The following is a 25,123-nucleotide window of genomic DNA, read 5'->3' as shown; positions in this document are numbered from 1 at the left end:
TCATAAGATCACCCCATCATAGGTTATTTCAGAGCATATGCTCGAGTCACTTTGTCCTATGTGTCATCTAAAAGGCAAACGGAAATCAATTGGAAATAGTTGTTGACGAATAATTTAGAAGCGCTTACAATAACCGTATACAAAATTGTATACAATATTATATATAGGGAGGAATTCGTATAGAACAGCTACATGTTCCTTGTGCAGTATACCGTGGCGGAACGAGCCGGGGATTGTTTTTTCATCAAAAGGATCTTCCGGATGACGAGGAATTAAAAGCGCATATTTTTTTGACTGGAATCGGAGCCCCCGATGAAACACAAGTAAATGGTCTTGGTGGAGGCAGCTCTCATACAAGTAAGATTGTCATTATTTCTCCATCGGATCAACCAGGCGCTCATGTGAACTATACGTTCGTCCAGGCAGGAACGAAGGGCTATGTGCTCGACGATAAGGGAACCTGCGGAAACTTGATGGCGGCAGTAGGAGCTTTTGCCATAGATGAGCATCTTGTCAATCCTGCGGAAGATTTGGATCGGGTAACGGTCCATGTCTACAATACGAATATTAATAAACATTTACAAATTAAAGTTCCGGTGCAGGACGGAGCGGCTAAAGTCAAAGGAGATTTTGCCATGCCGGGCGTGACGAATCCAGGAGCGAAGATTACGGTTGATATTATGCAGCCCGGAGGAGGTAAGACCGGGACGACCCTGCCTTTAGGCAGCTGCCATACGATACAGGCGGGGGGTTATTCTGATACCGCGTCACTTGTAGATATAGTGAACCCCTTTGTTTATATTTCAGCGGATAAACTGGGATTATCCGGAACTGAAGGAATTCAAGAGCTGTCCGCGAATACGGTGCTTATTGACCAATTAAATCATATTCGCGATCAAGCGTGTATAGACGCGCGATTGGCACTAACCTTGGAGCAAGCAAGGAAGGAATGTCCGGCTATACCGAAAATTGCGATCGTGGGTAAACCGCAGGACTATGTCACCACATCCGGTCGGATCATTTCCAAGTCGGAAGTCGATGTGGTTGCCCGTATGCTTTCCATGGGGAAGTTTCATAAAACCTTCGCAGTAAGCGGTCTGTTGAATTTAGCGGCAGCGGTTTTGCTGCAGGGGACGATCCCAAATCTTGTGGCAGGTAAGGAGCTGCAGGATCATATCAATCCAGGCAAGGTAATAAAGATCCGAATCGGCCATGCGGACGGAATCGCTGAAATCAGAGTCGTCTTAACACCGGATTTAATGGATGTGGAATCTGTGGGGTTAGAGCGTACGGCAAGAAGAATCATGACCGGCCAATTATATGTACCTTCTCTTACTCATACGTAGCTGATGTTAAGAATAAATCATAGGAGGATGCAGATGTCTGATCTTTTATCCAAGGAATTATCCAAGCTCGCCCGCAGAATCGATCACAGCCGATTGTCACACGAGGTCATTCATGAAGTGAAACGCCGCTTCATAGATTCGATTGCTTGTTTGTTTGCGGGATACGGGGAGGATGTTTCCGAAATTAGCCGTAAATTTGCCGAAGTGTATCATTCAGATAACGGTTCAACTCTCATTGGCTCTCTGGTTAAAGTACCCAGCGAAATTGCAGGATTTGCTAACGGCACGGCCATTAGAAGCTTAGACTTTAACGACACTTACTTATCGTTGGAGCCTCAGCATCCAAGTGATGTGATCGCGCCTCTGCTCGCACTAGCGGAGGAGCGGTCCATTGCCCCGACCCGACTGGTTTCAGCCATTGCTTTGGCATATGAAGTCGGTGTCATTCTGTGTGACGCAGCCAGCTTAAAGGCGAACGGCTGGGATCATGTCAATTACATCACTGTAACAACTGTTGTAGGGGGAGCTCATTTGCTTGGATTATCTGAAGAGCAAACGGAGCAGGCGCTCGCATTAGCCGTTGTTCCCCATGCCGCTGCAAGACAAACACGTAACGGAGAAATATCGATGTGGAAAGGGGCTGCCGCTGCGAACGCTGCACGAAATGCTATTGTGGCCATCAAGCTGGCCGAGAGCGGAATGAAGGGACCTTATCAGCCTTTTTCCGGTTCGATGGGCTTCAATGCACTGCTGTTGAAAGACAAAATGGATATGGAGCGGGTAGCTGAGCAGATCAGGGCGGTGGATCAACCACAAAGAATTTTGAACACGTACATTAAAAATTGGGCTGTGGAATATATGACACAGGTGGCTATCGAAGCCGCTCTGGAATTGCGCAGCCAGTTCCGTGATCTGGACGATATTGCCCGCATTAAGGTTGAAACCTTCCAGCTGGCCTATGATGTTTTAGCCAAGGATGAGGAAAAATGGTCGCCCAAGACGAGAGAAACGGCAGACCACTCTCTGCCTTACATTGTCATGGCTGCCCTTGAAGACGGCAGGATCGATCTGGATACGTTTGCTCCTGAGCGCATTAGCAGCCCGGAGACCCTCAGCAGGATTCAAACCCTGGTTACGGTGACCGCCAGCGAGGAATTGACTGCCGAATATCCGGATGGTAATCCTACGGTGCTTACCATAGAATTTAAAAACGGTAATGTTCTCCGGACAAAAATCAAATATCCGATTGGCCATGTAGGCAAGCCGATGTCCGACCAGCAATTGAATGAAAAATTCATTACAATTACAACAAATATTTTAGAGGAAAATCAGCAGCAATCGGTTTTAAAACTTCTATGGGAGTTAGATAAAGTAAGGACTTATCCGGAGCTCATGACTTCGCTGGTATTGGCAGGTAAAACAAATAAGTGAAAAGAGGGATAGCGTGACCTGGTTAGTCAGAGATAAAGAGGAGCAACCGATACAGAAGCTCAGACAGTTACTGGAGCAGAATCAGTCGATCATCAAAACCCCGGGTACGTACGATCCGCTTACGGGTTTACTCGCTAAACAGGAAGGGTTTCAGGCGATGTATTTGTCAGGCGCTGCATTAACGGCAAGCATGGGCTATCCGGATTTGGGGCTCATTACGCTGACGGAATTGACCCAGCGCACCAGAGAAATTGTCCGCGCAACCGGCCTGCCGCTTGTCGTGGATGCCGATACAGGATTCGGAAGTGTGTTGAACGTCACCCGGGCGGTCATGGAGCTGGAAGAAGCGGGCGCTGCAGCCGTTCAAATCGAGGATCAGGATTTACCGAAAAAATGTGGTCATTTAAATGGAAAGAAGCTGATTTCAACAGAGGAAATGGTGCAAAAAATACAAGCCGCACGCGAAGCATCCTCCCTGGTCATTATTGCAAGAACAGATGCCAAAGGTGTGGAAGGGATAGAAGCGGCTATCGAGCGCGCGCATGCTTATCAAGCGGCCGGAGCCGATATGGTCTTCCCAGAAGCATTGGAAACCGAGGAGGAATTTAGACGCTTTGCACAAGAAACGAATGTGCCTCTCCTTGCGAATATGACCGAGTTTGGAAGAACACCATATTATACGGCACGGCAATTCGAGCAGTGGGGATACAAAATGGTCATCTATCCCGTGACCGCCTTGCGGATCGCTGCGCATGCCATCCAGGAGGTATTCCGTGCCATTCAGCAAACGGGCACACAGGCAGAGTATGTTCAAGCGATGCAGACACGCAAACAGTTGTATGAGACTATCGGATATTTTTCGTATGAGGAATTGGATAACCGTATTGCAAAGACCGTATTGTAATCCGAACGCCAACTCCAGGTAATTGTGCCTTGCGCACTTTTATACATTTTAGAAGAGAAGGGGTAAAGCAGGATGAAAAAAATGCTCACACTTAGTCTGGCAGTGGTTCTGGCTTTAACGGCAGCCTCATGCGGCTCCTCCACGCAAACGACGGGCACGAGCGGGGGGACCCAAACGAATCCGGCGGATAACAAACAAGCTGCGGGGAATGCGAATACCAATCCATCTGCTCCGGCAGGCGCCTGGTCGCCGACCAAATCCATCGAGGTTCTCGTTCCGGCAGGCGCTGGAGGAGGCTGGGATACCACAGCGCGTATGGCGGCGAAGGTGCTGGAAGAGCAAAAAATCATCAATCAAGGTATGGGCGCTGTGAACAAGGCCGGCGGCGGCGGCGCGGTAGCCTGGGCCGGGGTGCATGAGAAAAAAGGGGATAATCACACGCTATTTGTTACATCCCCGCCGATTATTTTCGTGCATCTGAACGGTCAGTCCAAATTTGGATTTCGAGATTTCACTCCAATTGCTAATCTGATTACGGATTACGGTTCTTTTGTCGCCAAAGCGGATGCCAAGTGGAACAACCTCAATGAGTTGTTTGACGACATGAAAAAGGATCCTACTAAAATCACCGTCGTAGGCGCATCGGCTCCCGGCAGTATGGATCATATGCAGTTTATCAAGGTAGCGAAAGCAGCTGGCGTAGACATTAAACAAATTAAATATGTATCGATACAAGACGGAGGAGCACTGCCTGCACTCTTGAATGGAAGCGCTGACATTTATTCAACCGGCGTTGCCGAATCCGTTGAGCAGGTAAGGGCAGGAAAAGTAAAAGTACTCGGAATTACCTCGGAGAAACGGTTGGAGGGTGAAGGGCTCTCCGAGTTTAAAACAGCGAAGGAACAGGGAATCGATGCGACATTCGAAAACTGGCGCGGATTTTTCGGTCCTCCAGATATGGATCCTCAGGCGCTCGCTTACTATGAAGCGAAATTCAAGGAACTTAACACCAACTCCGCTTGGGTAGATATGCGTAAAAAATATGGCTGGAACGAATTGTTCTTAACTGGTGAGGATTATAAAAAGTATCTGGAGAAGGAAGAAGTAGCGCTTAAACAGCTGTTGGATGAGCTGGGCCTGGCGAAAAAATAATTCGATAGAAGTCAATGTTCAGATCAAACCGGACATTGACTTCGTTTCAAAAAGGGATGGTGAATGATTGTTGTTTAAGACAACCAATCAAAAAATCGCTTCCGTTTTGCTGATCGTCTCCGCTCTATTTCTGTATTCCAGCTTTGGTTTACCTAAATTTCCGTACGTTAACGTCGATTCGGATGTCGTACCCAAGGTGCTCGGGTTTTTGCTGTTTGTTCTGTCAATCGCTCTTTTTTTCGATAAATCGACCGAAGCATCCAGGGAAAAACATAGTCGCGCTGACCTACGCGTATTGTTGACTGTGCTGCTGATGGCTCTTTTGTACATCCTGCTGCTTGAAGTTGTGGGATTTATCATTGTAAATGCGCTATTTTTGATGGTGTGTACGAAATATTTGGGGTACAAGAACTGGAAAATTAATATCAGTGTTGCTCTTATTTATTCGTTAGTCATTTACTTTAGCTTTAATTATTTGCTGGAGATCGAACTGCCTGCCGGTATATTGCCCTTATAGGAGGTTAGCCGTGGAAACTTTTCAACAACTGCTGCATGGCTTTCAGATTGCCACGAGCTGGGAATCGTTATTGTACGTATTGATTGGCGTCACCGTCGGTACGTTAATCGGTATGCTGCCGGGACTTGGGCCGATCACCGCTATATCCGTAATGATTCCCATCAGCTATGGGATGAATCCTACGCTTGCGCTGATCATGATGGCAGGCGTTTATTATGGAGCGATGTATGGCGGCTCCACCACATCCATCTTGATAAATACCCCGGGCGAATCTTCTTCCGTTGTGACCACTCTTGACGGCTATCAGCTTGCCAAACAGGGGAAGGCCGGCAAGGCGCTTGCCGTTGCGGCCATCGGTTCGTTCGTAGGCGGAACGATCAGTGTGGTTCTGCTCATGTTATTCGCGCCTTATCTGGCTGAGATCGCATTGTCCTTCGGTCCTCCTGAATATTTTTCGCTGGTATTCTTGGGGCTTATTGCGGTATCCAGTCTTTTTGACGGCTCCAAGATTAAGGCAATGATCTCCGTAGTAGGCGGATTTATGGTAGCTACCATCGGAATTGATGCACAGACCGGAACACCCCGGTTTACTTTTGATTCCGTTTTCTTGTTGGAAGGAATTGACTTCTTGATTATTGCTCTTGGACTCTTTGCGTTAGCTGAAGTGAGCTCCCTAATTATCAACCGAAATGAAACTGTAGATGACACTAAAGTCATCGGAAGTCTGCTGCTGAACAAGAAAGAGCTGAAGGAGATTTCCGGGCCAACGCTGCGACAATCACTTATGGGCTTTATGATCGGTGTTTTGCCTGGTGCAGGGGCGTCCATTTCCTCTTTTCTCTCCTACATTACTGAAAAACGCATATCCAAGAATCCGGCTGAATTCGGAAAAGGTTCCTTGGTTGGAGTAGCTGCACCGGAAACGTCCAACAATGCAGCGTCCGGCGGTGCTTTTGTACCTTTACTGAGTCTTGGTATTCCCGGATCGGGGACAACGGCTGTTTTGCTGGGCGCTTTTTTGGTCATGGGCATCCAACCCGGTCCTCTGCTTTTCCAGGACCATCCCGATATTTTTTGGGGTGTGATTGCAAGTATGTACGTAGGGAATGTGTTCTTGTTGATATTGAATCTTCCTTTGATTCCTTACATTTCACGCTTGATGTATATTCCCCGGGCTATGCTGGTCCCGTTAATCATCACCTTCTGTTTTATCGGGGTATACGTGATCGGTAACAATGTATTCGATCTGTATATGCTGGTCTTATTCGGTGTAATCGGTTATTTAATGTATTTATTTTCGTTCCCTACTGCCCCGTTCATTTTGTCTTTTATTTTGGGGGAGATGATGGAGCAGTCTTTTCGGCAGTCGCTGACGGCTTCCAACGGAAGCTTGATGATCTTTATCGACCGCCCGATTTCGCTCGCATTATTGCTCGTAACGGCAATTGTTCTTATCTTTCCGCTGGTAAGAAGGCTGATGAAAAAGTAAGGGTGAAATTGGGCTAAAGTATCCCACAAGAAATAGCAGGAGGTTAAGATGCAGCCGGACAGATTCAACTCATTGATACGAACGATGGAAGTACAGCAACGCTCTTATGCACTGTATAGTTTGGCAGAAGCAGAGCTTCAGGGATTTGGAAACATAGCGCAGCTGCCATATTCAATCAAAATTTTGCTGGAATCGCTGATACGTAATTATGATGAGCACTCCATAACGATGCATCATATTCGTTTGTTGGCGGATTGGACGGAGCACCGAGGCGGGCAGCAAGAGATTCCCTTCAAGCCCGGACGGGTAGTTCTTCAAGATTTCACGGGCGTACCGGCGGTAGTAGATTTGGCCTCCATGCGGGATGCTGTTCAACGTAACGGAGGGGACCCTGATAAAATCAACCCGCAAATTCCTGTAGACCTTGTAATCGATCATTCCTTGAGCGTAGAGTCGTACGGCAGGCCGGATTCCATCCGGGACAATATGTCGCAGGAATACCAGCAGAATGAAGAACGTTATCGGTTTTTGCGTTGGGCGCAAATGTCCTTTGAGAATTTTCGGGTTGTCCCCCCCGGGTACGGTATCGTTCACCAAGTGAATCTGGAATATTTGGCATCCGGCGTGATACGGCAGCCAAGTCCTTATGGCACGATGCTGTTTCCGGATTCCGTCATTGGCACCGATTCTCACACGACGATGATCAACGGCTTAGGCATACTGGGCTGGGGGGTCGGAGGGATTGAAGCGGAAGCCGCCATGCTCGGCCAGCCTCTATATTTTGTCGTGCCGCAGGTGGTTGGAATCAAGCTAACGGGCACGCTTCGTGAAGGCGTCACGGCTACCGATGTAGCCTTGGCTATTACCCAATTCCTGCGTCACAAAGGAGTAGTGGGACAATTTATTGAATTTTATGGTCCAGGACTATCGGAAATTTCCTCCCCTGATCGGGCGACCATAGCCAATATGGCGCCGGAATACGGAGCTACACTCAGTTACTTCCCGCCGGATCAAGAAACATTGAACTATTTCCGGTTAACCGGCCGATCGGAGGAACATATCGAATTAATGGAGAGTTATTACCGAAAGCAGGGATTATTCCGTACGGAAACAGCTCCGGACCCCCTATTTACGGATACCTGCGAAATGGACCTGTCCACGATCATGCCTTCTGTCGCTGGGCCGAAGAGACCCCAGGACCGAATTGAGCTACCTAATCTGCCCGAACGATTGAGGGAAGCGTTCATGCGTCCATCGGCACAAGGGGGATATGGTTTAACGAAGGAGCATATGGAGAAGAAAGTATGGGTTGAATACGACGATGGAGACAAGGAAGAAATGAAGGAAGGCTCTATTGTCATTGCATCGATTACCAGCTGCACCAACACCTCCAATCCGTCTGTGATGATTGGAGCCGGGCTGCTGGCTCAGAAGGCTGTGGAGAAAGGGTTAACCATACCGCGATTCGTCAAAACAAGCTTAACCCCTGGCTCCAGAGCGGTGACCGAATATTTAAGCCGGTCGGGTCTATTGACGTCCTTGCAGGCGTTAGGATTTTACATTGACGGTTATGGATGTGCGACCTGCTGCGGGAACAGCGGACCTTTGCCCCCAAAGGTGGATCGCGCAATCACGAGCCATCAATTGACGGTAGCTTCCGTTTTAAGCGGAAATCGAAATTTCGAAGGGCGTATCCACCCGCTGGTTAAAATGAATTTTCTGGCGTCCCCGCCACTGGTTATTGCTTATGCGTTAACGGGTACCATGAATATAGATTTGACCTCTGAACCCGTAGGGTATACCCAAGAGGGGACTGCCGTGTTTCTTAAAGACATTTGGCCGAGCTCCAAAGAAGTAGAACACATCCTGCAGTCAACCCTAACTCCAGAAATCTTTTCGGAAACCTATAAGGATATGTTTCAAGGAGATCGGCTCTGGAACAGCTTATCTTCAGATAATGACCGGCAGTACACTTGGGACGCGGCCTCCACGTATATCCAGCCCCCTCCTTATTTCCACCATGCAGTGGACCGAGAACATGTAAATAAGATCCCCATGAGTCAGGGGGATGGTTACAGGGCAGCTTCCGATGCGCTTAGGATGAGGGCGTTAGCTGTATTAGGAGATTCCATTACTACGGATCACATTTCTCCGGTAGGCAATATTGCGGTGGACAGTCCTGCGGGGAAATATTTGCGCAGCCGGGGAGTCGAGAGAAAGGATTATAATTCGTACGGCTCCAGGCGGGGTAATCATCAAGTCATGTTACGCGGGACGTTCGCTAATATTCGTCTAAGGAACCGGATGGTTGAAGGAAAGGAAGGGGGGTACACCCGTTATCTTCCGGATGACGAATTGATGACGATATACGATGCGGCAATGAAATACAAAGAAAGCGGAACGCCTCTGCTTGTGATTGCGGGAAAGGAATATGGGACGGGAAGCTCCCGGGACTGGGCGGCCAAAGGGACATTATTGCTTGGCGTGAAAGCCGTTCTGGCCGAAAGCTTTGAACGCATTCACCGCAGTAATTTGGTGGGAATGGGTGTTCTTCCTATACAGTTCGCGGATGGCAAGAATGCGGAAGCATGGGGACTCAGTGGCGAAGAAGAGTATGTCTTACACGCACCGGAATTCAGCCAGCCTAAGCAAAAAGTCCAATTGGAGGTTGTACAACCCGATGGGGGGCGTGTCCATATTCCCGTGATCGTACGGCTTGATAGTCAAGTCGAGATTGTTTATTATCGTAATAACGGCATCCTGCCTTATGTTCTCAGTATTTTATCTTCATAAGAGGGGAGGCGAGTAGTGTTGCAGCCATCCAAAAGGATTAAAGCGAGCGATTTGATATATACGGAAATCAAGAAAAAAATCATTGAATTTGAATACGAGCCCAACGAGCATTTAAGCGAAGAATCTTTATCCAAGACGCTGGAAATCAGCAGGACTCCTTTAAGGGAAGCGTTATATCGGCTGGAGATGGAACGTCTGGTGACGAAGCAATCGACCGGCCGTATTGTGGTGGCCCGACTTACATTTGCAGAGGCCGAGGAAATATTCCGGGTACGGGAGGTCTTAGAAGGTCTGATTGCCCGGGAAGCGACGTTAAAGATGAATCAAGAGCAGTTGGTTAAGCTGGAGGAAACGATGGGTTTTATGCAGTCGGCCGCCGACTCCAATCGGAATGCAGATACCATTCGATATGGCAGCGATTTTCATCAACTTCTGTATGAGCCGTCTCAGAACGCGACAGCGATCAGCTTTTTGGAGCAGCTGCGCAGCCGGATTGAGAGATATAGACGGATTGGCGGATACAAACATCCGCATTATATTGCCAAGCTTCCCGTAGAGGAGCACCGTCAAATTTTTGATTATGTCCGCAAGAAGGACGCCGAAGGTGCAGAGCAGGCCATGCGTATGCATATCCGAAGGAGCTTGGACACGATCAAAGAGACGTTGGAGACCTATTTTCTTAAATAGCCAACCCTTACCCGTGCAAAGTCTATGGACTTGCACGGTTGGGCGGTTTCCGCCGCCGTCGCACGAGCCGGACAGGATCAAGCTCCAACGGTCAAGCTAGAATCTGAGATGTTCAGGATAACAGGGCAATGATCGCTGCCTGTTACATGGGCGTCAATTTGTGCGTCAAGCAATGAAGGAGCAAGTTTGGATGAGGCGAGGAAGTAATCGATACGCCACCCGACATTCCGCTCTCTCACCTTAGGCATATTAGACCACCAGCTATAGGCATCTGCCTGGTCGGGGTAGAAATGTCTGAAGGTGTCGATAAAGCCGGCGTCCAGCAGTTGAGTCAATTTGGATCGTTCTTCCGGGGTAAAGCCGGAGTTGTTACGGTTGCCTTTCGCATTTTTGAGATCAATCTCTTGGTGGGCCACATTGAGATCCCCGCAAACGATAACAGGCTTATGGGCGTCCAACTGCTGAAGGTAGCTTCGGAAGCGATCTTCCCATTCCAGTCTATACTCTAACCTCGAAAGATCACGTTTTGCATTCGGGGTGTAAACATTGACAAGATAAAACGAGTCGAACTCCAGCGTGATGACCCGTCCCTCTGGTTCGTGATTCTCCTCTAAACCGTATCGTACGGAAATCGGCTTAATCTTTGTAAATACTGCCGTTCCGGAATACCCCTTCTTCACGGCATAATTCCAATACTGATGATACTCCGCATCATATTCCAGATGAATTTGACCTTCTTGTAATTTCGTTTCTTGCACACAGAAAATATCCGCGTCCGTTTTTGTGAAATAGTCGTTGAATCCTTTATTCACACATGCTCTTAACCCGTTGACGTTCCATGATACCAACTTCAATAACTTCAACCCCTTGCAGCTTTCGTTCGTTTCTTTCTAGTAGTATATCATATTTATTTTTTCTTTTAATGAAAGCTCAAGATTTGGGTGGCATCCGTAATGGGACTATCGTTCACGATGTCGGAAAAATTCATATCCCCGATTCGATTTTGAATAAACCTGGAAAAATGACATCAGAGGAAAGAGCGATTATTGAAAAACTTATATCCCAATAGACTTATGTATGCTGATGTCGGCCATGGATCATAATAACCCTTATCCACTAATTATTGCAAAAGGAAGATAAAAACGGATATGAGTTTGGAACGGGCTATACTTATTATAGTTTGGATCGTAGGGACAATCGTGATAGCTTTGTTGGTTCACCGACCTGACTTTCGTCAATTTGTAATGGGGTTTCTTGTATGTCAGGCAATCACATGGGTCAACGAAGCTCTTCATGTAAAGCTGCACTGGGTATCATACCCGGTTCGGGAATTCCCTAAAGCAACGGAATTGGGATTTACAATGCAATATATGGTGTATCCATTGCTTTGCGGGATATATTTGATCTGCGAGCCCCAGCGGTCATGGACAGCGAGAGGTTTGTATCTCATTGCTTGGTGCTCCGGGCTAGCTGTGTTTCATTATGGATTAGCCAGATATACTCGACTTATACAATATATCCATTACCATTGGTATATTGTCTGGATTGCTTTCTTCATCATTTTTGTTTTGGTAAATGCTATAGTCAGGTGGTTTTTTAAAGATGCGAAGTCGGTTCAAGAAGTGGAAACTGCCCAATGAGCCTTGAGTACATCATTTTGATAGTTGTCTGGGTTCTTTCTTTCCTACTCATCTTTGCCATTCCACGGGACAAGCTCCGAGTTGCAATGGTTGCATTTTTGTTTAAACAGATGATTACGTGGTTCCTAGGCTTAGTTGTTGTTGAGCTAGGTTTATTGGTTTATCCTGTCAGGTGTCTACCCGAGGTGAATCGCACAAGCTTTATCTATGAGTACCTTGCTTATCCTATGGTTTGTGCCGTCTTCAATGCGCGTTATCCATCCCATCGCAGCCGTTGGTTTCAACTGGGATATTATGCGGCGTACTGTACAGTTCTAACCTTAACGGAGGTACTTATAGAGATATATACCGATTTAATTGAATACATTCATTGGAATTGGTTCTGGACTTGGAGTTCACTGTTTATTACCTTTTTTATGACGAGACTGTTTTGTGTTTGGTTTTTTAAAGGCTTCCATTCTCGTCAAATTTAGAGTTTTTCAAATTTCAAACTCTAACTTGGGGAATAAATCTACATCTAGTGTGTGAATATAATCTTAAACAGGTAAATCGAGGGTGAACCAATGCATTTTGTGGGAGAAGCACTTATCATCGTTCCGGCCGGATATGTATTGCTAAGATTAGCTGGAAAAAAAACGGTGGCCGAAATGACAACACTAGAAATCATCACGACACTGGCTATCGGAACTTTAATTAGCCATGCAATCAATGAGGATGGGGTGATGAACACCCTGATTGCTATGAGCGTCGTAGTCTCCTTATTGATCCTAGCGCAATATATTCAATTAAAGATGGGTTGGTTTGAAAGGATCCTTGTCGGTAAACCGAGCATCGTCGTTAGCGAAGGTCAAATATTAGAGAGACCTTTAAAAAAAATGAGAATGACGAAGCAGCAGTTGGAAATGAGGTTTAGGCAGCATGGCATTAACAGCATTTCTAAAGTGAAGACTGCGACGATTGAGGCGAACGGACAATTGGGATATGAGCTGCAGCCTAATGCTGAGCCCGTTACCTATGAAGAAATGGTATCCTTGCTCAATCAAGTGATGGAGGGCAGGTCTTTGCCAAGCTTGCCCCAACAAGAAGGGAAACAGAATAGCGGCAACCTGTTTACTATCATTCAAGATAAGCGACGATGATCTCTCTAACGTTGATCGTCCCGTCTCATCGATTCGTTCTGCTGCCGCTTAAGTTAACTCACGCGACACATCCCCCGAAGAAGCGTTTCACGAGCTAATGTTCGAACTTTTTCCTCTATGAACCTATCGTCGCCTTGTAGTATACTAGGAGTCGGCCTTCAGACCGGCGGCTTAACTATGTACTTACGAAGGGGACGCTAAGATGAAGTTTGATGTGGAATATATTTCTTTTTTCGTGATCCAGGTGGACGGAGAGGATGGGCAAGGTAAGCGGAGCAAGCATTACCAGACGATGGACGGGGATGACTATTCCGTAAGCGAGCTGAGTTCATTTCTTGACGGAGAGTTTGCCAAAACCGCCAAACGTAAAGCGGAGCGTAATCCGAAGGCGGAGCAGGTTCCGACTAAAATCGGCCGATTCGCGGCAGAGCCTGGATATGATCTAGACAGCAATCCAAACTATAATTTGTTTGCAAGACTTCGCACGGCGGAAACCATTGACTCTTTTATGGGCCATGCCGACGAGCTAGTGACGACATATATGGATGCCAGCGCGATCCGCGGCGGTGCGATGTTTATCGTTCGGGCCAAGCTGAATCAATATTTCGACGAGCCGTTCTTGTTTGTATTCAAATGCGACTTCGAGCAGAAAATAGCCCGCATTACAGACGAACGCAGTTTGCTGAACAAAGTGGAGATGGCAATTAACGCCAAAAATATGAAATCGATTATGTACCCTCATATGCCGGAACCGGGAATGATGGAAGTATGGGAGCTTAAAATTCATCAATCCTCGCATGCTAGATATTTTGAAGACTTCTTAAAGTTCGTTGAGTATGAAAAATCGGTGCCCGAGCTGATGAACGATCAGGTGCTCGGCTTTGTACAGCAGTACGTAGAGCAAGTCTACGAGGATAATCCGGAAGAAAAGGAACGCGAGCTCGAAGAGATGGAGCTGTGGGCTCATAGCGAGAAGCGGGAGCTTCAAGAAAAATGGGATCAAAGCCATGTGATCGAGGCTGCGTCCATGATGGTCGAGCAAAAGCCGGACCTCGAGATGAAGGTGAAGCTGGGCCACATGTCCGTCAAGGCACTGCTCGCCGATTTCGGCGACCGATTGCACATCGCAAAGCTGGGGGACCGATATGTCGTGGTGCTGGAAGGCGACGGATTGGAGTTTGACCGCGGAATCTCACCGGTAGAGCTGCTGATGCCGGAGACGCTGGAATCGCTTGTGGGTCGGCTCAAGGCTAAGGCGCTGGACGAAGAACTGGCAGCGGCATTGCCATACTAAGGGATTCTGGAACGCTTGTTCGGAATGAACTGGTGTGATAAAATGGAAATTACAATTGAATCTTGGGTGGGCGTGGTTTTCTTTCTCGACTGTAAGGCGTAACAGCCGATGCAGGGAGGGGGTGAGGCCATGGAAATCAATGATGCCATAACGATGATGTTGTTATTCGGCTCATTTCTCATTGCACTATTAACATACATCAGTAATAACTACAAGAAAAAGTGAGAACCCACCCTAAGGTTAGCGCCCAGGTGGGTTCTTTCCGCTATGACCGGGAAGGGATAACCCATCCAAGCCAATTGTATGGACCAAGTGTTACCAGCACTTGGTCTTTGTTGTCTATATCATAACACGAACGACACGGATTGACAACGAAACGCTCCTCCCGAATCGTGCGCCGGGTTTGTCAGCTAGCGTGTCTTGAACACGTCGAGCAGCAGAGCATCCTTTCGCTGGGTCTCCCATGAGGCGGCAAAGCGTACCTGATGCGAGACGCCCAGAATGTCGTACCGCTGGGCGAGATGCTGCCGCGCCGTGCCGATGATGAGCGAGTGTAGGCGAACGTGCTTGGTCTTGCCCAGCTCGGCTAGCGCGTCCCGCACGGGCGGCGAGATGGCGCCGACGCCGTCGGTGACCATGACGAAATCGGCGTCATGATAGCGAGCATCCGCGTTCACCAACTCGATGCCCCTGCGAAGCGGGGCGTCGAAGTGTGTGCCGCCGCCGAAGGCCAGCTGCGCCAAAGCGTAAAACGCCGGCCAGTCGGGCTTCCGCCAGTAGAGCGGATGCTCGACCAGCTCGCCGCGTGCGCCAAACAGGAGCAGCTGGAAATCACGCTTCTCCAGCATGCTGAAGGCTGCAAAAGTGGCGATGAAAATCTGCGCCAGCCGGAGCTTGCTGCCCCGCATGGAGTGGGAGGTGTCCAGCATACAGATGACTGGACCTCTCAAGGGCTCCTCGGTCCAGCCGGAGATGTTATAGGTCAGCAGCTTGCTTTCCAACCATTTGACCATAAAATACGTTTCATAATCCTCATCGGCAAGCAGGCTGGCTTCGCTGGCGAGCATATGCGAGATGTCGCCGGATTGCCGCAAGTCGTCGTAGCTTTCAGGGATGCGGGGGGAGCGCAGCTTTCGGCGCTGGGCCTTCAGGTGCTGCAGCTGCCGTCCGACCTCCTGAAGGAAAGAGAGCAGCTCAGGATGCTTTTTCAGCTTCTCGACCCACAGCATGTAATGAGTGAACTGCTGGCGATGCAGACGTCCCAGATCGCTGCCCCAGCGGCGGTTCGCAATCCGCTGGCTGGCCTGAAGCAGCTCGAACGCGCTCAAGCTTTCGGCCTCCTCACGGCCCAGCGATTCCTGCAGGGCCCGGTTCAGCCAACCGCCGAGCTGCTCTTCCAGCTGCCGAATCGTGTCCCGCTCGCGGCGGCTAATACGTTCCAACTGCTTTTCGCGCTCTCCGAGCTCGGCTTCTGCTTTAGCCAGCTTCTGCCGGAGCTTGTCTCGGCGTATGAAATCTGTCCGCATCTCCTCCTGCAGCGAGCGGATGCGCTCCTTTAGCGCGTCTATCTCTGCATGAACCAGAGGTCGGCTGTCCAGCGCGGCTTGTTTCTCCTCGACGTTCCGTTTGCCTCGCTGCAGCGTATACCCGACAAGCCGAAGCTGCTCCAGCTGCTTCTCGGTCAGATGCTCTTGAACCTGCGATTGCTCCTGGTCCTGCTGCCGCTTTTGTTCATTCATTCCGATAGTTCTGAGCTGCTGCTCCTCGTGCTTGCGCTGCTTTACTTCCGCTTCAAAGCTTTCTGTCAGCCACATGAGCGATTTAAGCGCTGTTTTGAAAGAGGCGTTCACTTCTCCTATGGTGCGAGGATGGATGGTCCGGTAAAAAAACTGCTTCTGCAGCTCGCCGACCAGCCATCGGTGAAAAGGGGTTGCCTCGCCACCTTGGTCGGTTTGCGGATTCGTCAGATAAAAGCACAAAAAGAAATCGGCGAACAGCTCAATCGTAAACCACGGTGTCCGTGTTTCGGCTTCGCGAATCCACTCCTGAGCCGTCCGGGAGGAGTGAACGTATCCGTCAAACACAAAGCGGTCGACCCGCGCGCAGCGTATGATCATGATGTCACCACCCCACCCGTGCTACAGTGTGTAATCATATTCGACGCCCGGTATTTCCCGATCAAACAGCGTGCGGTAAAGTCCCTGCAGCGTCTGCAGCGTACGCTCTCCCTGAATCCGGAGATGCGTGTACTTCACGGCAAATTGGGCGGTTTGAATCAGCAGGAAATTGCGGTTACGGATATACCCCGGCAGATCCTTCTCGCGTTGAAGCCACTGTACCAGCTTTCCTCGCAGCTCGCGGGCCGTTTCCTCCAGCTCCGTCCGGCACACCTCCAGATTGGACTTCGCTTTTTCCAGATCCTCTTTGCTCAAGCGGGCGCCGACCTCTTTCTTGAATTGGAACGCGTGGAGCTCTTCCTCCTTAGCGAGCCAATGCTTCGCGATCTGATCGTAACGCCGCAGAGGGAGCTCTCGCTCCGTCTCCTGCTTCAGGGCCTCTTGGAACACCTTCTGAAAAAGCTCCTGCATCGTTCCATAATCCTCTGGGAGATCCCAAAGCATATGCGGCGTATAGACGGTATCCCAAACGCCGACTTCCGTGCGTCCATTCAGTGCTGCGGACGTTTTCCAGACGTGGCCTATTTTTCTCCAGCGCCGGTCGGACAGGACGAATTCTTTTTCCTCCATATCACTCTTCAACTCATACAGCATGTAAATAAGTGATTCCGGAATGGTTATTCCGTCTGCGGCTGACCGGATGGTTTCGATATCCCGCAGAGAAAGCAGAGGGGGCAGGGGATCGACCAGAAGCTGGAACATGCGTTCGTAACTGGACATTTGCTTTAAATAACCGACTTCATAACGGATCAAGAACCGATCGTAGAGCGCCGCTAGCTGATCATTCTCCTCTGGAAGCTCATTGGAGGCAGCCATCAGGAAAAGCAGGGGCACCTGTTCTTTGGTCTGTCCGTTGAAAAAGATGCGTTCGTTCAATATCGACAGAAGCGCATTCAAAATCGCGCTGTTCGCTTTAAATATTTCGTCCAAAAAAGCAAAATCCGCTGCAGGCAAATACCCGTCGGTTTGCCTTACGTACTGGTCCTGCTTCAGCTGTCTCAAGGAGACCGGCCCGAACATCTCGTCCGGAGTCGTAAAGCGGGTGAGCAAATAATCGAACCACCGGCCGCTGCCGAACAGCTGGGAAACAGCCCGCGCAAGCTGAGACTTGGCCGTGCCCGGCGGACCGACCAACAGAGCGTTCTCACCAGCCATCAATCCCAATAGCAGCAGCCGGATCAGCTCCTCCCGTTCAAGAAAGCGTGACTCTAAATGGCCGATGGCTTCTTCCAATTTATTTTGAATCGTCTCAATTTCGTTCATAGTAGCGCAGTACCTCCTTCGGCCTTCTTACTCTATATTTCTCCATTATTGTACCAGAGCGAGCTATTTTTCTCTAATCTGTTATGGATTTTTATTCCAATGAAGTTCATGCTACAATAGGGGAGGTTACAATCCATACCGATAAGGAGAGGAAAACATGTCAGTCTACGATTTTTCAGCCAAAACTATTGACGGAACAGAAAAGTCTCTCGCGGATTACAAAGGTAAGGTGCTGCTGATCGTCAATACGGCCAGCGCTTGCGGATTGACTCCGCATTACAAAGGCCTTCAGGCTCTTTACGACAAATACAAGGATCAAGAGCTGGTTGTCCTCGGTTTCCCATGCAACCAATTTGCCGGGCAGGAGCCAGGCACGGAAGAAGAAATTAAAGAGTTTTGCGAGCTGAAGTATCAGGTGACATTCCCGATGTTTGCCAAAATCGATGTTAAAGGCGAGAACGCGCATCCGTTGTACACCTATTTGGTAAATAACATCCCTGCAGATACCCGCACAGGAGATATTGAGTGGAACTTCGTCAAGTTCTTAGTGAACCGTGATGGAGAGCCGGTCAAGCAGTTCTCCGCCCGTACGGAGCCTGAGGCGCTTGAAGAAGATATTAAAGGGCTGTTGAGTAAGTAATTACGTATAAGAAAGAGCAGTCTGTTCTTGCTTTTTGCGGAGCAGGCTGCTTTTTTGCGCAAAATGAAGAGAGTGATTTATAAAAAATACCTTTTTCTCGGCTCCAAAAGGGTCTATAATAGGTCAGAGTGGAGTAACGCTCTTGCGATCTGCAAACGTGTGCGATAGGGGATTATCCGTAGGATAACCTTACATAAGAAAAAGGAGGCTGGATCCTTGGTGGACATGGAGCAGCAAATAGAGCAAAAATACGAAAAGCTTGGGGACATTCTCCGGTCTATGGACAAAGTCGTAGTCGCCTTTTCCGGCGGTGTTGATAGCGCTTTTTTGTTGAAAGCAGCTTTGGAATTTCTGGGTAAGGACCGTGTGCTTGCGATTACGGCCGATTCTGAAACCTATCCCGAAAGGGAAAAACATGAAGCCATCGCGCTGGCCAGCGAGATGGGAGCGCCGCATGAGGTTATTCATACGAGTGAGCTGAATATACCGGGATATGCGGAGAATCCGACGAACCGCTGTTACTTTTGCAAAAACTCTCTGTTCGATCATTTGATTCCGATTGCTGAAGCGCATGGCTACAAGCATCTCGTATTTGGCGCCATCGCAGACGACTTGGGCGAGCATCGTCCGGGCCTGCAGGCTGCGCATGAACGAGGCGTTCGTGCACCGCTGCTCGAGGCAGGCATTAAGAAATCGGAAATTCGTCATTTGTCCCGCAAATTCGGATTGAAAACATGGGATAAGCCATCCTTTGCCTGCTTGTCCTCAAGAATTCCATACGGTGAGCTGATTACGGCCCAGAAGCTCTCCATGATTGATCAGGCGGAGGATTTTCTGATTCAGCTGGGTTTCCGTCAAGTGCGCGTACGCCAGCATGACACCTTGGCCCGGATTGAAGTACCAGCTTCTGAGCTGGCTGAAGTACTCGCTGTAGCGGAGACCGTTCAAGCCAAGCTCAAGGAAATCGGCTACGCTTACGTAACTCTGGATTTGAAGGGCTACCGCTCGGGAAGCTTGAACGAAGTGCTGCCGCAGGAGCAGCAGGCCATTCAAGCGGCAGCGCAATAGGAGGCTAAGTGATCATGGGAAAACCAAAGATATATATCGCCAAGCCGGTTGAGTCGGAAGTTTTGGCTTATCTGGAACAGCACTGCGATTGCAAGATATGGGATGGACAAGGCACAGCTTCGCGTCAAGCCTTGCTGGCTGAGCTATCGGACGTGGAAGGACTGCTGGCTACCGGCGTTCCGATTAATCAGGAGCTGCTGGATCATGCTCCCCAGCTAAGAGCCGTGAGCAGTGTATCCGTGGGATATAACCACTATGACATAGAGGCCATGAAGGCTCGGGGCATTCTCGGGACGCATACGCCAACTGTACTTGACGATACCGTAGCTGATCTCGTACTGGCGCTCATGCTGTCCGCCGCGCGCCGGATCCCTGAACTGGATGCGTTCGTGAAGCAGGGGAAATGGCAGCGGGGGAAAGGGATTACCGATGACATGCTCTTTGGTATGGACGTGCATCACCGTACGCTCGGAATTATGGGGATGGGCCGCATCGGCGAGGCCATCGCCAAGCGGGCAGTGAACGGCTTCGATATGGAGCTGTTGTATTATAACCGCAGCCGTCGTCCCGAGGCCGAGGAGCTCTACGGCGCAAAATATAGCACTCTGGAAGAGCTGCTGCAGCAGTCGGATTTTGTCGTACTGATGACACCATTGACGCCAGAGACGGTTCATTTTATTCGCAAGGAGCATTTTGAGATGATGAAGCCAACGGCCTTCTTCATCAACGCTTCCCGCGGCCAGACTGTCGATGAACAGGCCATGATCGAAGCGCTAGAATCCGGCCGGATTCGCGGGGCGGGACTTGACGTGTTCGATCCGGAGCCGCCTACACCGGACAACCCTCTGCTGCGGATGCCTAATGTTGTGACGCTGCCGCATATCGGCTCGGCTACAACTGCCACGCGCCGCGACATGGCCATGTTGGCTGCGAAGAATCTTGTGTCGGCATTGACCAGCGACTCTCCTCAGAATGTGGTGAAGGAGTTGCAGGAGTTAGTGAAGGCGTAGTTTGCGAGGAAGTAGGTCGAGCAATTTTGGGCCTTATATATTTGAATTTATATTGCAGGAAAGCCTGAGAAAGAAATCAGGCTTTTTTGTGTTTCGTGGAAAAAAAGTCAAAGATTTGTTATTCCAAACAGGCGTTCTAATTGGATATGTTCTCCAATTATAATGTATATGTTAAAATTGGAAATAAAAGATTAAGTATACTTGTTACGTATTAAACAATAGATTGTTAACAAACACGAACCAAGCTAGTTCGTGAATGCAAGAGACGTTATCTGAAAGTTATCTGAAAGTGCAGCAAAGTAATATAAAATCTAAAAGATTTGAGATGCATAACTATATGAAAACAGCTTTGATAATTATGATGTTGTTAATAACCACATCTTGTCAGTCTAATGTAAGTGTAGGGGAAGAGATTGAGAAGAATCTCAGCATTATTTTAAATAATCCTAATGCTAGTTTCTCAAGTAACCCGAACATCTATATAGAACCCAATCATCAGGCTTACCTAGAAATCTTAAGAGAAGGTACAGATGGGACGGAGTACCTTATTAATAGTTTAAAACATAGTGAAGAGAATGGTTTGAAAGAATGGATCATGGCGAAGGCATGTGCGGATATTCTAAAGGATAAAAATCCGGTAAAAGAATGGTCAAGCGGAAAGGAATGGTTAAAAAAATACGAAGAAAGTCAGAAATAGAAAACCAGCAGTTAAGTAACTCGAGAAGGCTGCACCATCAGATAACACCGCATTCACGCATTGCTGCAATTCAAATAATAAAAAGTAGAATACTATATAGTTGGTGTTGCTATTAATGCAAGTAATTGTTTAGATTTAAGGCCAGGATCAATTATTGATAAAAATAAATTTGAACAATTATATGAAGAATTTTAGTATTATTGCTCAATGTAATTTCGGCAAGAATAAGCAACAATTGATTAACTTGAAGTGGATATAAGAACAGGGGAGAGATTATTATTAATAATTGGTTTGTAAACCATTATGATCGATTAATGAAACCATTAGAAAAGAAAACTTTTACACAGATAAGAACAGAAATAATAAGTAAAGCAGAAGGGGAAGTGCTAGAGATCGGTTGTGGCACTGGAATTAACTTTCCCTTTTATAAACACGTATCGGTAACCGCGATTGAACCAAATGACGTCTTAAGGGATTTAGCCCATAAAAGGGCTGATCAGACGGATGCACCCATTCATGTGGTAGAAGGAAACGCTGAGAAATTACCATTTAAGGACCATTCATTTGATACTGTAGTTGGAACGTTGGTGTTTTGCACAATTCCTGATCCGAAAAAGGCAATTAGAGAAATGATGAGGGTATGTAAACCAAAAGGAAAAATTTTAATATTTGAACACACCCGACACGAACATAAAATGTTAGCGGCAATGCAAGACCTATTGACACCGATATGGAAAAGAATATGTGACGGGTGTCATCTAAATAGAAATACTGAACAATTACTGAGACAAGAGGGAATAGAGATCGTTAATAAAAAGACATATATGAATAAGATATTTATTACAGTGGAAGGAAGAAACGCTTGAAAGTAGTGGATTCTGAGAGTCTTGTTATTTTCTGATAACATAGCATTCACGCTGCGGTCGCCATTAATGAAAAAATGTTGAGGGTGTGACAATTTGATAGAAACAAAAAACGCAACCATACAATCAAAAGCCATCTTTTCTATGGGGAAGACACCCGAGCAGAATCAATAAATTAAACTTGGCGGAATACTCATGGGAGGAATACTATTTATACAATGGGATAAGAAATATCAATGAAGTAGTAAATTCCAGCAAAGGAGAACACCATGCCTTACCAAATTGAAGACAAGTTTGTGATCGCCGTTGCATCCAGTGCGCTATTTGATTTAACCGAATCGGACAGGGTGTTTAGAAATAAGGGCGAAGACAAATACAGACAGTATCAAAGAGAGCATGAGAATGATGTTCTAAACACGGGGGTAGCATTTCCGCTGATCAAAAGGCTCTTAAGTATCAATGATGCTGAAGATCAGCCTGTTGAAGTGGTCTTGTTATCACGCAATGATCCGGATACCGGACTACGCGTGTTTAAGTCCATAGAGCACTACAAGCTTCCCATTAGCAGGGCCGTATTTGTGACAGGAAGCAATCCGTTTCAATATATGGAAGCATTCAACGCTTCGCTTTTTTTGTCCGGAAATCCTAAAGATGTGAAAGAAGCGGTTGAACGCGGTTTTCCGGCAGGGTGTATTCATCCAACGGACTATATTGATGATGATGAAGATCAGGAACTAAGAATTGCGTTCGATTTTGATGGAGTGATTGCAGATGATTCGGCAGAATCTGTATTCCAGGAAGGAGGCGCTTTGCAATTATTTCATGATCATGAGAGGTTGAACGCGGGGGAGCCGCTTCCTGGAGGACCGCTGTTACGCTTCTTTACCGAAATATCCAAACTGCAGAGAAGAGAGATCGAGAAGAATAAGAATAACTCGGAATATAAGCCCAAAATCAGAGTGGCCATCGCAACGGCCAGGAATGCTCCTGCGCATGAGAGAGTTATTACGACGTTGAGGAAATTGGATATAAGAGTCGATGAGGCGTTCTTCCTGGGAGGAGTCGACAAAGGAAGAGTATTAAGAATATTTAAGCCCCATATTTTCTTTGATGATCAGGTTGGTCACATTGAGGGTGTAGCGAGAATTGTACCGTCCGTGCATGTGCCATTCGGCGTGACGAACAACAAGAAAGAGGAACGGGACTCGGAGTAAGCCACAGGTTGTTCGACAGTAACATATAAATAGGAATAGAATCATATGTTCGCATAACCGATTGTATGGTACAATATGGATACAATAGAATCGGCTTTCTCAAGGGCGGTTAGCTCATCTCCTGGAAAGGAGGTGATGCTATGGAAGTTAAGGATGCATTAAGCTTGATGTTCATGTTCGGTATGTTCATCCTGACCTTACTTTCCTACCTCAAAAAAAAGTAGACCTCCCTTGAGCCTACCAGCCACGGAGGTCTACCTTCTGTTACTTGGTGATGCTGATCGCCCTTGAAAGGCAATCTATTGTACGGACCGTGGATGCTCGCGACATCTGCGGTCTTTTACAAGTGTATTCAAATCATACGTTTCTAAACCCATTTTAACACAAGAAAGCTTCACTGGAAAGGTGTTACCTCAAATGCTCTCCTCAAATATATTATGAAATGGAGGGCAATGAGATTTAGGCATCTTAGAGGTGAATCCGAACCTAGTGATGCCTTTATTATTTTATCCAGAATTGGGGGGAAGTCGCCATTCTTGTGGGGATGTACATTCTTACTGAGAAAATAAAGGATTAGAATGGCGATCGGCCATTCAACTAACTAGCAGTTATCTTCAAGATCTGGCTACTAAGCTTGGTATAAATGCAAATGTCATGATCTGAACTTGTAGTACATATTTCAGGTGCAATGTTCGCGCAAACAAAGTGACTGTCTGTTTATAAATCGATCCATAGAGTGAAGAATATGCCTTAGTTTATTGCCCAATTCTCAATGTTCCGTATCGTGTCTTCCATCGCTAAACCTTTTTTCGTTAAAGAATACCTCATCCAATCATGTTTCACGATTCCTTCATGCTCCAAGTACTTCAATCTTTCGGTTAGTAGTCTTGAACTTATGTGAATAGCGGATTCAATCTCTGAGAATCGTCTTGGGCCTAAAAGAAGCTGGTACACAATTAAAACACACCACCGTGTGCTGATGATAGCCATAGCTTTCTCAAATTTAGTTTGTGATTTTGCGCAGTACACTTTTGGTAGCTCCTTTGGCATGGGTCTTCAAGGATACATGGTCTATTTTCGGTAGAACCTGTGGTTGTAAGATTTCCTAAAACAGAACCAACTTTTGATTGAGAAACATAGATAGGGAAAAAATGTCGAAGGCAAGATGCCCCGACATTTTTAAAAAAGTAAACCGTTACCTTGTTTCTAAATTGAATTAAGACTTAAGTACATCATGGTCAACATAACGTTCCCCATTTAATTCACTTATCGCATTAATCGCCACTTTCGCACCATCGCCAGCTGTGATAATGGTATGAACGCTTACCCCTGCTACAGTTCCTGCTGCCCAAATGCCATTTTTGCTTGTTTTTCCATTGCTGTCGACGGAGATCACTTTCTTTATGCGCGGTTCTGTTCCATCTTTAGTGGTCACTCCAATCTTTTCGGCCAGATCAATTAAGGCTCCAGTAGCCAAAATCACTTGTTTCGATTCAAATGTTTGGTTCTCTACATGAATTTTGTAACCCGTCTCTGATTCAGTAATGTTATCAACTGTATTGATAACAATTTCTGCCCCAAATTTGCTTGCCTGCTTTTTTCCTATTTCTACAAGCTCAGGTCCTGTGATTTCCATTACACCGTAATGGTTTTCAACCCAAGCTCTTTTTGTCATTGTTTTATCATTATCAATTAATAACGTTTTTTTACCGGCTTTAGCAGCAAAGAGTGAAGCAGTTGCTCCAGCAGGACCAGCACCAATAACAGCAATATCGTACATATTTCGACACCCCTTCTAA

General features: G+C 47.3%; 25 protein-coding genes. 20 read left to right on the top strand and 5 right to left on the bottom strand.

Going from position 1 to position 25,123, the window contains the following annotated elements:
* The first annotated feature begins 173 nt into the window (after window positions 1–173).
* From JOE45_RS04660 to JOE45_RS04625, 8 genes are all read left to right on the top strand, one after another.
* Window positions 174–1,346, top strand: a complete 1,173-nt coding sequence (locus JOE45_RS04660) for a PrpF domain-containing protein (RefSeq protein ID WP_348632584.1) — start codon at window positions 174–176, stop codon at window positions 1,344–1,346.
* Between the two features lie 33 nt (window positions 1,347–1,379).
* Window positions 1,380–2,777 carry an MmgE/PrpD family protein gene (locus JOE45_RS04655; RefSeq protein ID WP_210021300.1) on the top strand — a complete coding sequence of 466 codons (1,398 nt, stop codon included), beginning with the start codon at window positions 1,380–1,382 and terminating at the stop codon, window positions 2,775–2,777.
* A gap of 13 nt (window positions 2,778–2,790) precedes the next feature.
* The gene (gene prpB, locus JOE45_RS04650; protein ID WP_210021301.1) at window positions 2,791–3,681 is read left to right on the top strand and encodes a methylisocitrate lyase; all 891 of its coding nucleotides are present in this window, start codon (window positions 2,791–2,793) and stop codon (window positions 3,679–3,681) included.
* Window positions 3,682–3,753: 72 nt separating this feature from the next.
* Window positions 3,754–4,833: a tripartite tricarboxylate transporter substrate binding protein gene (locus JOE45_RS04645; RefSeq protein ID WP_210021302.1), complete on the top strand. Its 1,080-nt coding sequence runs from the start codon at window positions 3,754–3,756 to the stop codon at window positions 4,831–4,833.
* Window positions 4,834–4,903: 70 nt separating this feature from the next.
* The gene (locus JOE45_RS04640) at window positions 4,904–5,350 is read left to right on the top strand and encodes a tripartite tricarboxylate transporter TctB family protein (protein ID WP_210021303.1); all 447 of its coding nucleotides are present in this window, start codon (window positions 4,904–4,906) and stop codon (window positions 5,348–5,350) included.
* 10 nt (window positions 5,351–5,360) lie between these two features.
* The gene (locus JOE45_RS04635; protein ID WP_210021304.1) at window positions 5,361–6,839 is read left to right on the top strand and encodes a tripartite tricarboxylate transporter permease; all 1,479 of its coding nucleotides are present in this window, start codon (window positions 5,361–5,363) and stop codon (window positions 6,837–6,839) included.
* Window positions 6,840–6,887: 48 nt separating this feature from the next.
* A complete protein-coding gene (gene acnA, locus JOE45_RS04630) occupies window positions 6,888–9,632 on the top strand; it encodes an aconitate hydratase AcnA (RefSeq protein WP_210021305.1) in 2,745 nt (914 codons plus the stop codon).
* Window positions 9,633–9,650: 18 nt separating this feature from the next.
* Complete coding sequence (locus tag JOE45_RS04625; protein ID WP_245246595.1) at window positions 9,651–10,319, top strand: GntR family transcriptional regulator; 669 nt, start codon at window positions 9,651–9,653, stop codon at window positions 10,317–10,319.
* Between the two features lie 77 nt (window positions 10,320–10,396).
* Here the strand turns inward: JOE45_RS04625 and JOE45_RS04620 are convergent, their stop codons facing one another.
* Window positions 10,397–11,173: an exodeoxyribonuclease III gene (locus JOE45_RS04620; protein WP_210021307.1), complete on the bottom strand. Its 777-nt coding sequence runs from the start codon at window positions 11,171–11,173 to the stop codon at window positions 10,397–10,399.
* Between the two features lie 294 nt (window positions 11,174–11,467).
* Here JOE45_RS04620 and JOE45_RS24085 point away from each other — a divergent pair, with 294 nt between their 5' ends.
* From JOE45_RS24085 to JOE45_RS23395, 5 genes are all read left to right on the top strand, one after another.
* On the top strand, window positions 11,468–11,959 hold the full coding sequence (locus tag JOE45_RS24085) for a CBO0543 family protein (protein WP_461479523.1): 492 nt from the start codon (window positions 11,468–11,470) through the stop codon (window positions 11,957–11,959).
* Complete coding sequence (locus JOE45_RS23780) at window positions 11,956–12,432, top strand: CBO0543 family protein (protein ID WP_280874142.1); 477 nt, start codon at window positions 11,956–11,958, stop codon at window positions 12,430–12,432. Before JOE45_RS24085 ends, JOE45_RS23780 begins: the two co-directional genes overlap by 4 nt.
* Before the next feature lie 90 nt (window positions 12,433–12,522).
* Window positions 12,523–13,098: a DUF421 domain-containing protein gene (locus JOE45_RS04615; RefSeq protein ID WP_210021308.1), complete on the top strand. Its 576-nt coding sequence runs from the start codon at window positions 12,523–12,525 to the stop codon at window positions 13,096–13,098.
* 202 nt (window positions 13,099–13,300) lie between these two features.
* Window positions 13,301–14,392 carry a DUF3900 domain-containing protein gene (locus JOE45_RS04610; RefSeq protein WP_210021309.1) on the top strand — a complete coding sequence of 364 codons (1,092 nt, stop codon included), beginning with the start codon at window positions 13,301–13,303 and terminating at the stop codon, window positions 14,390–14,392.
* Window positions 14,393–14,500: 108 nt separating this feature from the next.
* Window positions 14,501–14,617 (top strand): putative holin-like toxin, encoded by a 117-nt coding sequence (locus JOE45_RS23395; protein WP_348632479.1) that lies wholly within the window; start codon window positions 14,501–14,503, stop codon window positions 14,615–14,617.
* Between the two features lie 185 nt (window positions 14,618–14,802).
* On the opposite strand, the gene JOE45_RS04605 is transcribed toward JOE45_RS23395, so the two are convergent.
* On the bottom strand, window positions 14,803–16,509 hold the full coding sequence (locus JOE45_RS04605) for a hypothetical protein (protein ID WP_210021310.1): 1,707 nt from the start codon (window positions 16,507–16,509) through the stop codon (window positions 14,803–14,805).
* Between the two features lie 21 nt (window positions 16,510–16,530).
* Window positions 16,531–17,832 carry an AAA family ATPase gene (locus JOE45_RS04600; RefSeq protein WP_210021311.1) on the bottom strand — a complete coding sequence of 434 codons (1,302 nt, stop codon included), beginning with the start codon at window positions 17,830–17,832 and terminating at the stop codon, window positions 16,531–16,533.
* A 157-nt stretch (window positions 17,833–17,989) separates the two neighbouring features.
* On the opposite strand from JOE45_RS04600, the gene JOE45_RS04595 reads away from it, so the two are divergent.
* The 7 genes from JOE45_RS04595 to JOE45_RS23775 all read left to right on the top strand — a co-directional run bounded on the left by JOE45_RS04595 (window position 17,990) and on the right by JOE45_RS23775 (window position 23,548).
* Window positions 17,990–18,472, top strand: a complete 483-nt coding sequence (locus tag JOE45_RS04595) for a glutathione peroxidase (protein WP_210021312.1) — start codon at window positions 17,990–17,992, stop codon at window positions 18,470–18,472.
* A 225-nt stretch (window positions 18,473–18,697) separates the two neighbouring features.
* On the top strand, window positions 18,698–19,540 hold the full coding sequence (gene larE, locus JOE45_RS04590; RefSeq protein WP_210023422.1) for an ATP-dependent sacrificial sulfur transferase LarE: 843 nt from the start codon (window positions 18,698–18,700) through the stop codon (window positions 19,538–19,540).
* A 14-nt stretch (window positions 19,541–19,554) separates the two neighbouring features.
* The gene (locus JOE45_RS04585; protein WP_210021313.1) at window positions 19,555–20,550 is read left to right on the top strand and encodes a 2-hydroxyacid dehydrogenase; all 996 of its coding nucleotides are present in this window, start codon (window positions 19,555–19,557) and stop codon (window positions 20,548–20,550) included.
* A gap of 256 nt (window positions 20,551–20,806) precedes the next feature.
* Window positions 20,807–21,247: a hypothetical protein gene (locus JOE45_RS04580; protein ID WP_210021314.1), complete on the top strand. Its 441-nt coding sequence runs from the start codon at window positions 20,807–20,809 to the stop codon at window positions 21,245–21,247.
* A 314-nt stretch (window positions 21,248–21,561) separates the two neighbouring features.
* Window positions 21,562–22,113: a class I SAM-dependent methyltransferase gene (locus JOE45_RS04575; protein WP_245246592.1), complete on the top strand. Its 552-nt coding sequence runs from the start codon at window positions 21,562–21,564 to the stop codon at window positions 22,111–22,113.
* A 266-nt stretch (window positions 22,114–22,379) separates the two neighbouring features.
* Complete coding sequence (locus JOE45_RS04570) at window positions 22,380–23,324, top strand: 5'-nucleotidase (protein WP_210021315.1); 945 nt, start codon at window positions 22,380–22,382, stop codon at window positions 23,322–23,324.
* Window positions 23,325–23,464: 140 nt separating this feature from the next.
* Window positions 23,465–23,548, top strand: coding sequence for a putative holin-like toxin (locus JOE45_RS23775; RefSeq protein ID WP_280875084.1), 84 nt, complete (start codon window positions 23,465–23,467; stop codon window positions 23,546–23,548).
* A 526-nt stretch (window positions 23,549–24,074) separates the two neighbouring features.
* Here JOE45_RS23775 and JOE45_RS04565 read toward each other — a convergent pair.
* Together JOE45_RS04565 and JOE45_RS04560 are read right to left on the bottom strand one after the other, a co-directional pair.
* Window positions 24,075–24,314 (bottom strand): winged helix-turn-helix transcriptional regulator, encoded by a 240-nt coding sequence (locus JOE45_RS04565; RefSeq protein ID WP_348632583.1) that lies wholly within the window; start codon window positions 24,312–24,314, stop codon window positions 24,075–24,077.
* 226 nt (window positions 24,315–24,540) lie between these two features.
* Complete coding sequence (locus tag JOE45_RS04560) at window positions 24,541–25,104, bottom strand: NAD(P)/FAD-dependent oxidoreductase (RefSeq protein WP_210021317.1); 564 nt, start codon at window positions 25,102–25,104, stop codon at window positions 24,541–24,543.
* Window positions 25,105–25,123 lie beyond the last annotated feature (19 nt).

The organism is Paenibacillus sp. PvR098 (assembly GCF_017833255.1).
In the GTDB taxonomy this organism is placed as follows: Bacteria; Bacillota; Bacilli; order Paenibacillales; family NBRC-103111; genus Paenibacillus_G.
Note: the sequence above shows the minus strand (reverse complement) of the source record. Positions and strands in the feature narration are given on the sequence as shown.